Source organism: Salinimicrobium aquimaris, assembly GCF_035607535.1.
GTDB lineage: Bacteria > Bacteroidota > Bacteroidia > Flavobacteriales > Flavobacteriaceae > Salinimicrobium.
In genome coordinates, this window is record NZ_JAYDZX010000002.1 from 49,019 (window position 1) to 62,470 (window position 13,452).

The following is a 13,452-nucleotide window of genomic DNA, read 5'->3' on the forward strand; positions in this document are numbered from 1 at the left end:
AAATGAAGCAGAAACTGTTACTTTTAGTAATGTTATTGTTCTCAGGCCTTGCTACTAGTCAGGTGCAGTTTGAGGCCAAAGTGAGTAAAAATAAACTCGGGGTCAACGAACGCCTTAGGGTGGATTTCGTGATGAATGAGGACGGCGATAACTTTAATCCGCCGGAATTTTCCGATTTTACTGTAGTTGGCGGTCCCAATCAGGCTGTAAGCAATAGTTGGATCAATGGGAAAAGAAGCTACTCCAAAACATACAGCTATTTTCTTGCACCAAAGGGTCGTGGAAAATTCACTATTGGCCAGGCAGAGATCACTATCGATGGCGATATCTACAAGACCAGCCCGGTGCAGGTGGAAGTTACTGCTGCCGTGGATCAACCTACAGACGGGGAAAATTCAGAATATATAGCTTCTGAAAATATTCATCTGGTGGCCGAAATATCAAATACCAATCCTTATCTCAACGAGGCCATTACAGTAGTTTATAAACTTTATGTGAGTCCGCGTATAAACGTAAGTGACTGGCGACAGCTCGATAATCCAAAGTTCAGCGACTTCTGGAGTCAGAATATTGATATAAGAAGGCTTGAAGTGGAGAATGGCACCTACAAGGGCGAACCCTATCGTTTTGTTGTGCTTCGGAAAACAGTGCTTTATCCACAGAAGACCGGAAAGCTGAATATCGAGCCCCTTACGCTGAATATTTCTGTAGAAGTGCCCGGCAACCGAAGGGACATTTTTGGCAACAGATTTTACGAAACTGTGGACAAAGTAGTTGCTGCTGGTAATAGAGTCATCGAGGTTAAACCTTTACCCCAGGAAGGCCGCCCTGCAGATTTCACCGGGGCTGTGGGTAAGAACCTGAGTTTAAAAGTCACCACTAACAAGACTGAACTAAGGGCTACAGAATCCCTGCAGGCTACAGTGGAAGTGAGTGGTCAGGGGAATTTGAAATTATTCGACCTGCCGCCATTAACTGTTCCTTCTTCAATGGAAAAATACGAGCCGGAGTATGTTGAAAATGTGGCCACCACCCTTAACGGAATGCAGGGAAAAATTTCCAATCAATACACCCTGGTGCCACAGGCGCAGGGTAATTTAGCTATACCACCGGTAAGCTTCAGTTATTTTGATCTGAATACCCGGTCTTATAAAACCCTCACTTCAAATGAGATCATTCTTGATGTCGATGCGCCGCCCGCCGGCAGCCAAACAACATCGGGAAGTACAGGAGCTATTGCACAACAGGTGCCTTCGGCTGCAAATCAATTCAGGTATATAAAGCTTAACACCTCTCTAAAATCGGTTGGGGAGAAATCGTTTATTGGCTCCACTTTGTTCTGGAGCCTGTTTCTGAGTCCGTTGCTGTTCATTCCGTTGGCCATAATATTTGGCAATAGAAGAAAGGCCATAGCAAGCGATGTGCGAGGGAACAGGATTAGGAAAGCAGATAAACTTGCCCGAAAATATCTTTCAGAAGCCAAAAAGAACCTGGGAGATCAGGTGAAATTTTATGACTCTCTGGAGAGGGCTCTTCATAATTATCTTAAGGCCAAGCTGCATATTCAAACCAGCGAAATGAGTAAGGAGAGGATCAAGGAGCTGCTTGAAAGTCGCGGAGTAAATGCAACTACTGTAACCGATTTTATAGAACTACTTAAGAGTTGCGAATTTGCCCGCTACACCCCTGCTTCAAATGTGGCGATGCAGCAGGATTATGATAAGGCAGTACGTGTAATCTCTGAAATTGATAAACAGGTATGAAAAAGCTGATCTTTTTATTCGCTGTTCTCTTCAGCTTTACGGGAATGGCACAAAATTCTCAACTTTTTGAAGCTGCAAACAAAGCCTACGGCGCCGGTAATTATGAAGAAGCCATAGAAAATTATGAGCAGATCCTGGCCAATGGGAAAACCTCGGCTGAGGTACATTATAACCTTGGAAATGCTTACTATAAGCTCAATGATATTGCTCCAAGTATATATCACTATGAAAAGGCTCTGCAACTGGCACCGGGTGACGAAGACGTGATCAATAATTTAAGCTTTGCCCGCAACATGACCATTGACGCCCTGGGACAGGAGGAAAGCAAGGGATTTTATGGCATTTTTGAGAGCTCAACTACGGCATTTTCTGCGTCGGGCTGGGGCTGGGTCGCAGTTTTCTGTATGCTGGTGTTCGTTGTCTTTATTCTTGTCTACTATTTTAGCAATAGAACCCTTGTGAAAAGGTTACTCTTTATAAGCGGAATGTTCTTCCTTGTACTTGCTATTGCTTCTGCTGTAATAGGATTCACCAAACAAGACCTGCAGCAGGATAGTACTTACGCAATTGTTTTTTCTGAAGAGGTGGAGGTGAAAACAGAACCTTCCCCCGTTTCTGAAGAAGCCTTTACCCTTCACGAAGGCGCAAAGGTCAAAATCACTGAAGATTTTCAGGGGTGGGTTGAGATCGAACTTCCCAACGGAAGTCGTGGATGGATGGAAGAAAATGAGGTAAGGCGATTGTAATTTATTAGATCCACACTTATATATCCCTCACTCCCGCTATCAATTTTAACTATCTCTAATAGTAAAAAAGAATTGGAATCCCGCGCCCTTTAAGGACTTTGGTGATTCTTTGGGGGCGTGAAAATTTGCCCTAACCGTTAAAAATGTTATTTTTGTCACCTTTGAAAAAGGTCGCCTACATATTATCTTTTATCTTCCTCAGCTTTGTTGCAGGACCCACTATTATCTCACTTATAGATGATTCTGTGGATGTATCCTTTGCTTTTACGGCAAACGAGGAAGAGAACTCTTCAAAGAATACCGTTTCTTTTGAATCCCTGGTGGAAGAGATCTATTCCAACCACGCAAGTATAGAATACCTGCGAACGCATCAAAAAGAAAGATATTCTTATAAGGAAGATTACCATAAAGTATACCTCGAGGTGACTTCTCCCCCTCCCAAAACAGCATAAATATTTCCGTTTTTTGATCCGCTTTCTTGTGGCTGCTTCATTGTGGCTTTGAGGGTTATTGATATTATTCCTCATTTCCGGATCAACTTTTCCATTAATTTTTAAGTAATCTATGGCAGGATCAACAGAAATCCCTGTCATCAAACGTATTAATATTTATGTTCAAGCACCTAAAAAGTGATTTGCCGGCCAGTATTGTTGTATTTTTTGTTGCATTACCATTATGTCTCGGTATTGCGCTGGCCAGTGGAGCTCCTTTATTTTCAGGTTTAATTGCCGGAATAGTAGGAGGAATAGTAGTAGGAGCCATCAGTGGTTCAAACGTGGGAGTAAGTGGTCCCGCTGCCGGATTGGCGGCAATCGTCCTTGCCGCTATAGCGAGCCTGGGAAGTTATCAGGATTTTCTTTTGGCTGTAGTATTGGCCGGAGCCATCCAGATCTTATTTGGGGTTCTAAAGGCCGGTATTATTGGATATTACTTCCCGTCCTCTGTAATTAAGGGGATGTTGACGGGAATTGGGATTATCATTATTATCAAACAAATCCCTCATTTCTTTGGGTATGATGGTAATATTGGAGATTTGTACTCTATAGATGAAATGGGATACCTGTTTAGAGGGATAAGTCCTGGAGCTACTCTTATTGCATTTATTGGATTGGGAATTCTTATTCTCTGGGATAAAGTGCTCACCAAAAAGAGCAAAGTTTTTAGATTGGTTCAGGGACCTCTTGTGGCTGTAGTTGTAGGGATTATCTTCTATCTCGTAACCCGGGATACAGAATTTGCCATAAATCAGAAATTCCTGGTAAGTGTACCGGTTCCTGACAGTTTTGACTCCTTCATTGGTCAATTTACTTTTCCTTCTTTTAGAAGAATTGGAAGTTCTGAAATCTGGATCACTGCCTTTACAATTGCATTAGTTGCAAGTCTGGAAACACTTTTATGTGTGGAAGCGACAGATAAACTGGATCCTCATAAAAGAACCACGCCAACGAATAGAGAGCTGTTTGCGCAGGGAACCGGAAATCTGGTTTCAGGATTAATCGGTGGTCTTCCTATTACCCAGGTAATCGTTAGGAGTTCAGCAAATATACAGTCTGGTGGACAAACCAAATTATCAGCGATCATTCATGGATTTTTGCTGTTGATTTCAGTAATTATCATTCCGACAGTACTAAACTATATCCCATTGTCTGTACTGGCAGCTGTGTTATTCCTGGTAGGTTATAAACTTGCAAAACCACAACTTTTTGTGCAAATGTACAAGGCGGGCTGGAAACAATCTGTGCCCTTTATAGTAACAGTATTGGGTATTGTCTTAGGTGATCTTCTTGTTGGGATTGCATTGGGTACTTTGGTTGGAATTTGTGTTATTCTTATTAAGAGCTACCAGAACTCTCACTTTCTACACAAAGAAGATGTTCAAAACGGAGGTAAAACTGTTAAGATGACCCTGGCTGAAGAAGTGACCTTTATAAACAAAGGAGCTATTATAAAAGAACTGAACAGGCTTGAAGAAAATTCATATCTTATCATGGATGTGAGCAAAACGCATTATCTGGATTATGATATTGTGGAAATCCTCGATGATTTTAAAATCAAGGCTGCGGAAAGGAATATCAATATTAAGATCATTTCTCAAAGAGGAACGGTTGAAAACCCTGAGAGCTATCAGCAATTCTTCCAAAGGCCTAAGACAGCCTAAGAAAAGATTTAAATAAAAAAATTGTAGAACATAAAATATATATGATGATCAAAGAAATTATAAACAAAGAGAAACAAGATAATTTAACTCCAGATAAAGTTTTAAATGATCTAATGGCCGGTAATGAGAGATTTACGGGAAAAAATATGCACCAAAGGGATTACTCAAGCCAGATCGATCAAACCAGCGGAGGACAGTGGCCACAGGCAGTTGTACTAAGTTGTATCGACTCGAGAGTGCCAGTTGAGATCGTCTTTGACCAGGGCGTGGGCGATATTTTTGTGGCCCGCGTAGCAGGGAATTTTGAAAATACCGATATTCTTGGAAGTATGGAATACTCGTGTAAAGTAGCAGGAAGCAAACTCGTTTTTGTACTTGGCCATGAAGCTTGTGGAGCAGTTAAAGCAGCTTGTGACGATGTAGAACTTGGTAATATTACCCATTTACTCGGAAATATAAAACCTGCTGTAAAGGCGACAGAAACTGATGGAGAAAGAAGTTCCAAAAATGACTCTTTTGTAGCCGATGTTGTTGAGAACAATGTTAAGCTCACGATGGAAAGGATCAGAGAAAAAAGTCCGATCTTAAAGGAGATGGAAGAAAAGGGCGAGATCAAGATCGTGGGTGGAGTTTATTCCATATCGACCGGAAAGGTCAGCCTTATATAAAAAGGAATTTTTTTCGGCTTAACAACTGAACTTCAGATAAAAGATCCGGTATGGAATTAACTATTTCTGCCGGATCTTTTCTTTAAATATAACCTTCAAAAAGGTGAAATTACCGAAGCTCTTCAGAAGTCTCTTCAGCTTCCGGAGAAGTCTCGAAAAGGTCCCCTTCTTTTATTTCTTCAATTATAGTAGGCAAAATAGCCGGGGCTATTGCTCTTACGGGTGTATAGAGAATAGACTCTTCTTTTGTAGATTCTTCGGCCGTAAATACATCGAAGCGCTCGATAAACATAATAAATATACTTGCCAAAAATGACATTTTTAGCACCCCTAAAGCACCGCCAGCTAACCTGTTTATAATTCCCAGGGCAACCATGTGCACCATTTTGGTGAGAAAACTTCCTGCAAGAGAAATGAGCAGGGCAACAATAAAAAATGTAAGGGCAAAGGATACTATTGAGAGCAGTTTATCGCTCCAGTCCAGAAAACTATTTAGAAAAACATAAGTAGCGCCGGAGAAATGTATGGCGGCGTAAATTCCTCCCAGGAGGGAGAGTAGACCTGCCAGTTCCACGAAAAAGCCCTTAAATAGTCCTCTTACGAGACCTGTAAGTATAAAGATCGTGAGGAGCAGATCGAGGATATTCATGTTCTCAAAGATAGTAATTTCCGGTTCTTAGTAATTATCTTTGCAAAATGTCTAGAGATGAACAATTAAAATTACGTTGGGCCGAGGTAGAGCTCAAGCTGTCACAGCAATTTGCCGATGGAGAAAAGCTGGAGCTCGATGCTATTATATACCTTATCGGCCTTCAGGAGTTGGGGCAAATTCACAGGAAATTCAAGAAAGATCACAAGCTTGATCTTATGCACATAGCAATATGCCGTCTGCTGGAGCCCTATGGATATTACGAATTCGAATATTTTGATGATGAAGGCTGGCCGCATTATAAAGTTGTCGAGAACCTTCCGCAGTTAAAAGCCGGGGAACAGCAGGTGCTTATGAAGGAGGCTATTGTGCAATACTTCCTGGAAAAAGATTATATAAAATAGCATTTTTGGCACTACAGCTTTACAACACATTCCCTGTAGCTAGTGCCGCATTATTTTGCTAAATTTGCGCTTCCTAAAGAAAAGGGACCATGACAGAAACTATAAAGGAGCATATCTCTGAAATTGAGGCTTTTCAAGCCAAAACGAAAGAAGAAGTTGAAAATTTCCGAATAAAATACCTTGGCAAAAAAGGTATTTTGAACCAGTATTTTGCTGAATTCAAAGCGGTGCCTAATGAGGAGAAAAAAGCCTTTGGGCAGGCTGTGAATGAGCTTAAAAATGCTGCAAACAATAAGGTGCAGCAACTTAAGGAGGAGCTTGATAGCAAGGAAGAGGAGAAGGGCATCTACGGTGATCTTACGCGTCCCGGGGAACCGGTAGAGATTGGTGCACGTCATCCTATTTCCATTGTAAAGAACCAGATCATCGAGATCTTTGCAAACATTGGCTTCAATGTTTCTGAAGGTCCCGAAATGGAAGATGACTGGCACAACTTTACAGCATTGAACCTTCCGGAGTATCACCCGGCAAGGGATATGCAGGATACTTTCTTTATTCAGACGAATCCAGATGTGCTGTTGCGTACCCACACCTCCTCTGTACAGGTGCGGTATATGGAAGATAACAAGCCGCCAATCAGAACAATTTCTCCCGGAAGGGTTTTTAGGAATGAGGCTATTTCGGCACGTTCCCACTGTATCTTTCATCAGGTAGAAGGTTTGTATGTAGATAAAAACGTTTCGTTTGCAGATTTGAAGCAAACTTTGTTGTACTTTACTAAGCAGTTGTTCGGAAAATCAAAGATAAGGCTGAGACCGTCTTATTTTCCTTTTACAGAACCGAGTGCAGAAGTTGATATCTACTGGGGCCTTGAAACTGAAACCGATTACCGCATCACCAAAGGTACCGGTTGGCTGGAGATCATGGGCTGTGGGATGGTAGATCCAAATGTACTTCGAAACTGTAACATAGATCCTGCAGAGTATTCCGGGTTTGCCTTTGGTATGGGGATAGAAAGAATTGCCATGCTGCTTTACCAAATTGGTGATATTCGCATGTTCTATGAGAATGACATGAGGTTCCTGGAACAGTTTAAATCATCTATATGAAAACTTTAGGAGTAGGGATTATTGGCTTAATCATCGTTGCGGTCATCGTGGTGCTAATTGTAGTGGAAATCATTGAATTTGCTATTGGCGCTGTTTTATTATTAGTTGCTTTGGGAATCATCTGGTGGCTATGGCGCAAGGTGAAGAGCAAGATCGGTTAGTTGTGAAAAAAGACATTGATATTCCTGAGGTAAAGGATGTTTTTGTGGCTGCCGTGCGGGAAAAGCACGCGGAGTATCAAACCCTGGACTGGAATGCTTATCTCATTAACGACAGGAACGAAACTTTGGAAGGAGTTCTCATCGTGAGCAAAGGTTATGACGGCAAAAGGGAAACATCTACCATGAGACATTCTATTGCTGAATTGCCACCCCAGTCTTATGCAAAGGTGGAGTTTCTACAGGATGATGTCCTTCAGCTTAACAATGAATTTTCTGTCTCCTTTTTTGCTGAAGGAAAGATGTTCCATAAAAAATTTGTTTTCAGAAAGAACAGCATCAACGAAAAGGCGCTTCAGGAGCTACCGGTGATGCAGAAAAGAGGAGTGCTGCTGAAGTAAAGCCTCACCCCCGCCTCTCCGAAGGAGAGGAGCTAATCCCATATATCTCTGAAAAACCTACAGAGTCTTTTTTTGACCTTGTAGGTCTTCTTGTCTTACTAATCCAATTTCTCCGCCAGCTTCTTAAAAACCTTTTTAGGTTCTTTTCCCTGGTAAAGTATGTTGTAGACGGCGTTGATGATAGGAGTTTTAGCACCTGTTTCCTGCACGATCTTCCAGGCACTGTCGGTGGCATAATAACCTTCGGCTACCATGCTCATTTCCATTTGAGCACTTTTTACCGTATATCCCTTCCCAATCATGTTTCCGAACATCCTGTTACGGCTAAAGATCGAGTATCCTGTCACCAGAAGGTCTCCCAGGTAAGCAGAATCGTTGATGTTCCGTTTCATCTTGTGCACCTTTTTGATGAATTTCTTCATCTCTCTTATGGCGTTACTCATTAGCACACTCTGGAAATTATCACCGTACCCCAATCCATGGGCGATCCCTGCGGCAATTGCGTAAATATTCTTGAGCATTGCAGCATATTCTGTTCCCACGATGTCGTCGCTGGTTTTGCAGTTGATGTAGTCACTGCTAAGGTATTGTGCCATGAATTTGGCTTTTTCCTCGTCAGAACAAGCTATTGTAAGATAGGAAAGCCGTTCTAGTGCAACCTCTTCTGCGTGGCAGGGCCCGGTGATCACTCCAATGTTCTCGTAAGGAATATTGTATGTTTTGTGGAAATGCTCTCCGACGATCAAACTTGTCTCGGGCACAATACCTTTTATTGCTGAAAAAATGACTTTGCCTTCAAGAGATTCGGTTAGGTTATCCAGTTCCCGTTTTAAAAAGGCCGATGGGATGGCAAAAATGAGATAATCTGCACGTCTTACTGCCTCATTGATGTCGTTGGTGAGATGCAATTGGGTGATATCAAATTCGACCGAACTAAGGTAATTGGGATTGTGTTCCTGCTTTTTAATGTGTTCTATTGCATATACACTGCGCATATACCAGGTCACTTCGTCCAGGTTTTCACAAAGCATCTTGACATTAGCTGTAGCCCAGCTTCCTCCACCAATAACGGCGAATTTCGGCGATCTCTCCATATATTTTATGATTCTGCCTCCAAAAATAAGGAAAATAAAGGGGTTGCGCAGAACTGCTGTAGCAAAGAAAACTTTAAAAGCTTTTCACAATCACTAAAACTTTAACATATCGAAGGTCAAAATCTATGTACGATTGGGAACAAATCAACGTTATAGAAGTAGAAAGATTATTTATAGAAGAGTTTAATCTTTTTTGGTTGGTTAGTTAGTGAAGAATTGCCCTCGGATTCCAAACCCCCGGGGGCAATTTTTTTATCTGTAAAAGTTCATGTCCTCAATGTATTTCCACACCCTTGGAGGTAGCAGCGGCCGCACATCCTTTCCTTCTTTTATTGCTTTTCTAATGAAGGTAGAAGAGATCTCCACCCTGGGAGCATCGGTAAGAGTGATGCGGGGGTGATCGAGCAAGTCGGGATGGTTTTCGCCTTCCGAGTACCGGGGATAAACAAGCACGTCATGCCTCTCCAGGATGACCTCGTAATTTTTCCATTTTGGAAAGCTCTTGAGATTGTCTTCTCCCATGATGAGAACAAATTCGTAACCGGGATATTTCTCTTCCAGCCTGGCCAGAGTTTTTACAGTGTAATTGGGCTGCGGAAGGTTGAACTCAATATCGCTGGGCTTGATATGAGGATATTCTTCGCATAATTGCCACACCATTTCAAACCTGTGATGATCATTCAGCAGACTGCTCTTTTTCTTAAAAGGATTATGAGGTGTCACCACCATCCAAACCTCTGTAAGATTAGAATACTGAAGTAAATGGTTTGCAAGGATAAGATGCCCTATATGTACAGGGTTAAAAGTGCCAAAAAAAAGACCTACTCTTTTTTTCACTTTTTTGAGACTTTAGTTGCTCCCACAAAATCTGAAACCAGGGTGTAGGCTTCTTCCAGGGCAGTATTGAGGTCATTGTTGATGATAATATGGTCGAATTGTGGTGCCGTAGCCAGTTCAATAGAGGCCTTGGCTACTCTCATATTGATCTTATCCATAGATTCTGTTTCCCGCTTCTTTAAACGGATCTTCAATTCCTCGATACTCGGGGGCTTTACAAATACGGCCAGAGTTTTTTCCGGATAAATATTTTTGATATCTAGACCGCCTACCACATCGATGTCAAAAATGACATTTTTTCCATGGGACCAGATTCGCTCTACTTCTGCTTTTAAAGTTCCGTAGAAATTGTCCCGGTAAACTTCTTCCCACTCGAGGAACTCATCGTTTTTTATCTTGTCTTTAAACTCTCTTAAGCTCAGGAAATAATAATCCTTACCGTGTACTTCGGTACCTCTTGGCTCCCGGGAAGTGGCCGAAATTGAGAATTCAAGATTTAATTCCTCCTGTGCAAGCAGGTATTTTACAATTGTTGTTTTTCCCGATCCCGATGGTGCCGAAAAGACAATTAGTTTTCCGTCGGCCATTACAGTACGTTTAGAAGTTGTTCCTTGATCTTTTCGAGCTCATCCTTCATTTGCACGACGAGTTGTTGCATAGGTGCAAAATTGGATTTGCTGCCAATGGTATTGATCTCCCGTCCCATTTCCTGGGAAATGAAAGCGAGTTTTTTTCCGTTGGAGTCGGAAGACTTAAGGGTCTTCAGGAAATAATCCATATGGTTTTCCAGTCTCACCTTTTCTTCAGTAATGTCAAATTTTTCGATATAGAAAATAAGTTCCTGCTCAAAGCGGTTCTCGTCCACATTTTCTTTTAATTCGGCTACTCCTTTGTGAAGGCGTTCCCGAACTCCCGCAATTCTTTCCGGATCCATTTCAATCACTTTCTTTAACAGATCCTGTATGTTTCCGGCTCTTTGCTCGAGCTCTTCTTCCAGCGCTTTTCCTTCGGCCGAGCGAAAATCATTGATCTCCCTCAAAGCTTCCTCTACGGCTGCTTCAATAGATTGGAATTCGTCTTCATTGATCTCCTCCCTTTCAGTTTTAAAGGCATCGGGCATGCGCACCGCCATTTGAAGCAGGTCCACATCACTTGCCGGATAGATCTCGCGAAGCTGAGCCATGTTTTTCTTTACCGCAGCTGTATTTACTGCAGAGGTTGTTTCTTCCCCGGTCACCTCAACATACACCGAGAAATCCACTTTTCCGCGGGTAAGGCCCCGGGAGATCTTATTGCGAAGTTGTAATTCCTTTTCCCGGTATTGAGACGGGATACGGGCATTAAGATCTAAATTTTTGCTGTTAAGGGATTTGATCTCTACGGTGATCTTTTTGGATGGAAGCTGTACAACGCTTTTTCCAAAGCCTGTCATGGACTGAATCATAGGGTGATTTTAGTAAAGCACAAAGATACAGATTTCTCAAGCAGTGCAAAGGTGCAGTAGGTTTTTTAGCTTACTGTAAAGTGGTGAGCTGGGCATGCCGTGCCACCATCATATTAAAGATCCCATAACCAATGAGCCCTGTTGCCGTGGCGCCAAGTAAAAGGGAACCGTAAGAGAAGCTTAGCAGATATTGAAGGGCTCCTTCGGTGCCTTTGTAGACTTCTGCATTGTGAAGTAAGATCACCTTGATCAGGAAGAATGAAATAATTCCAAAAACCACTCCCCTTGCAATGTAACCAAAGCGTCCAGATTTCCTTATGAATTCGTATTCATGTCTTAGATCGGGATATTTATCGATCTTTTTCATGAATTTAGCTGAATAGGCAAGTCGAAATTGCATGATCGCCTGGGCTGCTACAATAATTGCAAGGATCCAGATCAAAGCAGTACCGTAATCCTGGGACAGGAGCTCCCCCAGGGCTGCTTTTTCCTGCTCACTTCCTTCCCCGGGATTTTCCGGTGTGCTATTACCGGCCAGGAGATCGAGCAAAGGCTCTGCAAAAGAATAAGCTATAACGGCATAAAAAACTGCAGAATAGAAATACCTCATCCTCTTGAGTACTCCTTTCCAGTTATTTGGTTTTCTGCCTCCATTCTTTTTCGGTCTTAACCACACCTGTACCAGTCGCCAAAGGGTGTAGGCAAAAAGACCCAAAGCGACCAATGCCACCAGAAGTTTTCCTAAGGGCAGATCAAGAAGAAAACTTACTACTCCTCCCGTGCTGGTGACATCTCCGCCAAGACCAAAGGCAGCCATGAATGTAAGGACCCCGACTAAAATATAAACCACGCCTTTGGTGAAAAAGCCGGCAGATCTTAATTTCGAAATGTATTCTTTATCTGGAGTCGGGACCATAGTAATATCTAAAGTTATTACTTTTTGGTACTGCTCATAAGGGGTTTAACATTTCTGTAAAGATCAGGTGCGGGAGTTTAAAAACTCCAGAGCTCTTTCTTCATTGTAGGTCACCTTTTTATTTTGAAGGAACCCGACATGACCGCCATAAGCGGGGGTTTCCAGAAAGAGGTGCTCACTCTTTCTGGCTATTTCCACAGGATAACAGTCGGGGGAAAGAAAGCCGTCATTCTTCGCGTTGATGATAAGAGTGGGAATTTTGATATTTTTCAGGAATTGGCGGGAGCTGTTCCGGTTGTAGTAATCGAGGGCATCCTCAAAATCATGGGCTCTGCTGGTGTATAAGTTATCTATATCTAGTAAACTATCGCAAGCTTCAATTTCTTCTTTGCTCAGTTTATCCGGAAAATTCTCTGCCCGCATCATAAGGTGATCTCTTAGCTTAGAGAGAAAGCGTTTTGCGTATAAATAGTTTTCTTTCTTTTGAAGTTGCTTTAGACTTCCGTGGAGATCACAGGGCACAGAAACCATCACTGCCGCCTTTATCTGCTGCGAAATTTCTCTTTTTTCGCCCAAATACTTAAGCATTAGATTGCCGCCGAGGCTGAAGCCGTTAAAAGCCATGGTCTTATATTTCCCTTTTTGAAGGATATGCTCTACCACCTCCTGCAGGTCACCGGTGGCGCCGGCATGGTAGGATCTAAAGTGCCGGTTGAGTTCCCCACTACATCCGCGCAGATTCATTGCGGCGACATCCCAGCCATTCGAGTTGAAATATTTTGCCAGCCCTGTAACATATGGACGCTTCGCACTTCCTTCCAGACCATGAATCACCACCAGGACCTTGTCAGATCTTTCTTCTGAAAAACTCCAATCCAGATCGAGAAAATCCCCGTCATTTAGATCAATTCGCTCCCTATCCTGCTCTAAAGGCACCTTTCGAATAAGTGCCGAATATACTGTGGACAAATGGTAATTGCGAAAGATTAGCGGAGGTACATATGTGGTTTCTACTAAAGGCATTTGCAGGGTTTGAAGATGTAAATGAAAGAAAATTCATTATGCGTGCATAATATAAATTTGTAATTTTATCTCAAAATTAGAA

Annotated in this window: 16 protein-coding genes; 9 read left to right on the forward strand and 7 right to left on the reverse strand. The window is 42.2% G+C overall.

Translation table 11 applies throughout. The features are described 5' to 3' along the window. Positions 1 to 2 precede the first annotated feature (2 nt). The 5 genes from VR862_RS04090 to VR862_RS04110 all read left to right on the forward strand — a co-directional run bounded on the left by VR862_RS04090 (position 3) and on the right by VR862_RS04110 (position 5,335). Positions 3 to 1,763, forward strand: a complete 1,761-nt coding sequence (locus VR862_RS04090) for a BatD family protein (protein ID WP_324719691.1) — start codon at positions 3 to 5, stop codon at positions 1,761 to 1,763. Next, positions 1,760 to 2,509 (forward strand): tetratricopeptide repeat protein, encoded by a 750-nt coding sequence (locus tag VR862_RS04095; protein WP_324719692.1) that lies wholly within the window; start codon positions 1,760 to 1,762, stop codon positions 2,507 to 2,509. Before VR862_RS04090 ends, VR862_RS04095 begins: the two co-directional genes overlap by 4 nt. A gap of 152 nt (positions 2,510 to 2,661) precedes the next feature. Beyond that, positions 2,662 to 2,961 (forward strand): hypothetical protein, encoded by a 300-nt coding sequence (locus tag VR862_RS04100; protein WP_324719693.1) that lies wholly within the window; start codon positions 2,662 to 2,664, stop codon positions 2,959 to 2,961. Positions 2,962 to 3,119: 158 nt separating this feature from the next. After that, a complete protein-coding gene (locus VR862_RS04105; RefSeq protein ID WP_324719694.1) occupies positions 3,120 to 4,667 on the forward strand; it encodes a SulP family inorganic anion transporter in 1,548 nt (515 codons plus the stop codon). Positions 4,668 to 4,711: 44 nt separating this feature from the next. Continuing rightward, on the forward strand, positions 4,712 to 5,335 hold the full coding sequence (locus VR862_RS04110; RefSeq protein ID WP_324720092.1) for a carbonic anhydrase family protein: 624 nt from the start codon (positions 4,712 to 4,714) through the stop codon (positions 5,333 to 5,335). Positions 5,336 to 5,444: 109 nt separating this feature from the next. On the opposite strand, the gene VR862_RS04115 is transcribed toward VR862_RS04110, so the two are convergent. Beyond that, complete coding sequence (locus VR862_RS04115) at positions 5,445 to 5,984, reverse strand: CvpA family protein (RefSeq protein WP_324719695.1); 540 nt, start codon at positions 5,982 to 5,984, stop codon at positions 5,445 to 5,447. 47 nt (positions 5,985 to 6,031) lie between these two features. Between VR862_RS04115 and VR862_RS04120 the strand changes: the two genes are divergently transcribed. The 4 genes from VR862_RS04120 to VR862_RS04135 all read left to right on the forward strand — a co-directional run bounded on the left by VR862_RS04120 (position 6,032) and on the right by VR862_RS04135 (position 8,056). Beyond that, positions 6,032 to 6,388: a hypothetical protein gene (locus VR862_RS04120; protein WP_324719696.1), complete on the forward strand. Its 357-nt coding sequence runs from the start codon at positions 6,032 to 6,034 to the stop codon at positions 6,386 to 6,388. An 89-nt stretch (positions 6,389 to 6,477) separates the two neighbouring features. Then, entirely contained in the window at positions 6,478 to 7,497 is a 1,020-nt protein-coding gene (pheS, locus tag VR862_RS04125) for a phenylalanine--tRNA ligase subunit alpha (RefSeq protein WP_324719697.1), read from the forward strand. Then, positions 7,494 to 7,658 carry a hypothetical protein gene (locus VR862_RS04130; RefSeq protein ID WP_324719698.1) on the forward strand — a complete coding sequence of 55 codons (165 nt, stop codon included), beginning with the start codon at positions 7,494 to 7,496 and terminating at the stop codon, positions 7,656 to 7,658. Before pheS ends, VR862_RS04130 begins: the two co-directional genes overlap by 4 nt. 2 nt (positions 7,659 to 7,660) lie before the next feature. Continuing rightward, positions 7,661 to 8,056 (forward strand): hypothetical protein, encoded by a 396-nt coding sequence (locus VR862_RS04135; RefSeq protein ID WP_324719699.1) that lies wholly within the window; start codon positions 7,661 to 7,663, stop codon positions 8,054 to 8,056. A gap of 98 nt (positions 8,057 to 8,154) precedes the next feature. Here the strand turns inward: VR862_RS04135 and VR862_RS04140 are convergent, their stop codons facing one another. The 6 genes from VR862_RS04140 to VR862_RS04165 form a co-directional block, all read right to left on the reverse strand. Beyond that, entirely contained in the window at positions 8,155 to 9,150 is a 996-nt protein-coding gene (locus tag VR862_RS04140) for an NAD(P)H-dependent glycerol-3-phosphate dehydrogenase (RefSeq protein ID WP_324719700.1), read from the reverse strand. A gap of 252 nt (positions 9,151 to 9,402) precedes the next feature. Further along, positions 9,403 to 9,987, reverse strand: a complete 585-nt coding sequence (gene nadD, locus VR862_RS04145; protein ID WP_324719701.1) for a nicotinate (nicotinamide) nucleotide adenylyltransferase — start codon at positions 9,985 to 9,987, stop codon at positions 9,403 to 9,405. After that, positions 9,984 to 10,574, reverse strand: coding sequence for a guanylate kinase (gmk, locus tag VR862_RS04150; RefSeq protein ID WP_324719702.1), 591 nt, complete (start codon positions 10,572 to 10,574; stop codon positions 9,984 to 9,986). The genes nadD and gmk overlap by 4 nt, the downstream gene beginning before the upstream one ends. Next, positions 10,574 to 11,431 carry a YicC/YloC family endoribonuclease gene (locus tag VR862_RS04155; protein WP_324719703.1) on the reverse strand — a complete coding sequence of 286 codons (858 nt, stop codon included), beginning with the start codon at positions 11,429 to 11,431 and terminating at the stop codon, positions 10,574 to 10,576. Before VR862_RS04155 ends, gmk begins: the two co-directional genes overlap by 1 nt. A gap of 70 nt (positions 11,432 to 11,501) precedes the next feature. Beyond that, complete coding sequence (locus tag VR862_RS04160; protein ID WP_324719704.1) at positions 11,502 to 12,347, reverse strand: DUF1206 domain-containing protein; 846 nt, start codon at positions 12,345 to 12,347, stop codon at positions 11,502 to 11,504. Between the two features lie 63 nt (positions 12,348 to 12,410). Continuing rightward, on the reverse strand, positions 12,411 to 13,370 hold the full coding sequence (locus tag VR862_RS04165) for a YheT family hydrolase (RefSeq protein ID WP_324719705.1): 960 nt from the start codon (positions 13,368 to 13,370) through the stop codon (positions 12,411 to 12,413). Between the last annotated feature and the right edge of the window lie 82 nt (positions 13,371 to 13,452).

Bases quoted from the DNA above. Each gene is read 5' to 3' on its own strand.
- VR862_RS04090 (WP_324719691.1), top strand. From the start codon at position 3: ATGAAGCAGAAACTGTTACTTTTAGTAATGTTATTGTTCTCAGGCCTT.
- VR862_RS04095 (WP_324719692.1), top strand. From the start codon at position 1,760: ATGAAAAAGCTGATCTTTTTATTCGCTGTTCTCTTCAGCTTTACGGGA.
- VR862_RS04105 (WP_324719694.1), top strand. From the start codon at position 3,120: ATGTTCAAGCACCTAAAAAGTGATTTGCCGGCCAGTATTGTTGTATTT.
- VR862_RS04110 (WP_324720092.1), top strand. From the start codon at position 4,712: ATGATCAAAGAAATTATAAACAAAGAGAAACAAGATAATTTAACTCCA.
- VR862_RS04115 (WP_324719695.1), bottom strand. From the start codon at position 5,984: ATGAATATCCTCGATCTGCTCCTCACGATCTTTATACTTACAGGTCTC.
- VR862_RS04120 (WP_324719696.1), top strand. From the start codon at position 6,032: ATGTCTAGAGATGAACAATTAAAATTACGTTGGGCCGAGGTAGAGCTC.
- pheS (WP_324719697.1), top strand. From the start codon at position 6,478: ATGACAGAAACTATAAAGGAGCATATCTCTGAAATTGAGGCTTTTCAA.
- VR862_RS04130 (WP_324719698.1), top strand. From the start codon at position 7,494: ATGAAAACTTTAGGAGTAGGGATTATTGGCTTAATCATCGTTGCGGTC.
- VR862_RS04140 (WP_324719700.1), bottom strand. From the start codon at position 9,150: ATGGAGAGATCGCCGAAATTCGCCGTTATTGGTGGAGGAAGCTGGGCT.
- gmk (WP_324719702.1), bottom strand. From the start codon at position 10,574: ATGGCCGACGGAAAACTAATTGTCTTTTCGGCACCATCGGGATCGGGA.
- VR862_RS04155 (WP_324719703.1), bottom strand. From the start codon at position 11,431: ATGATTCAGTCCATGACAGGCTTTGGAAAAAGCGTTGTACAGCTTCCA.
- VR862_RS04160 (WP_324719704.1), bottom strand. From the start codon at position 12,347: ATGGTCCCGACTCCAGATAAAGAATACATTTCGAAATTAAGATCTGCC.
- VR862_RS04165 (WP_324719705.1), bottom strand. From the start codon at position 13,370: ATGCCTTTAGTAGAAACCACATATGTACCTCCGCTAATCTTTCGCAAT.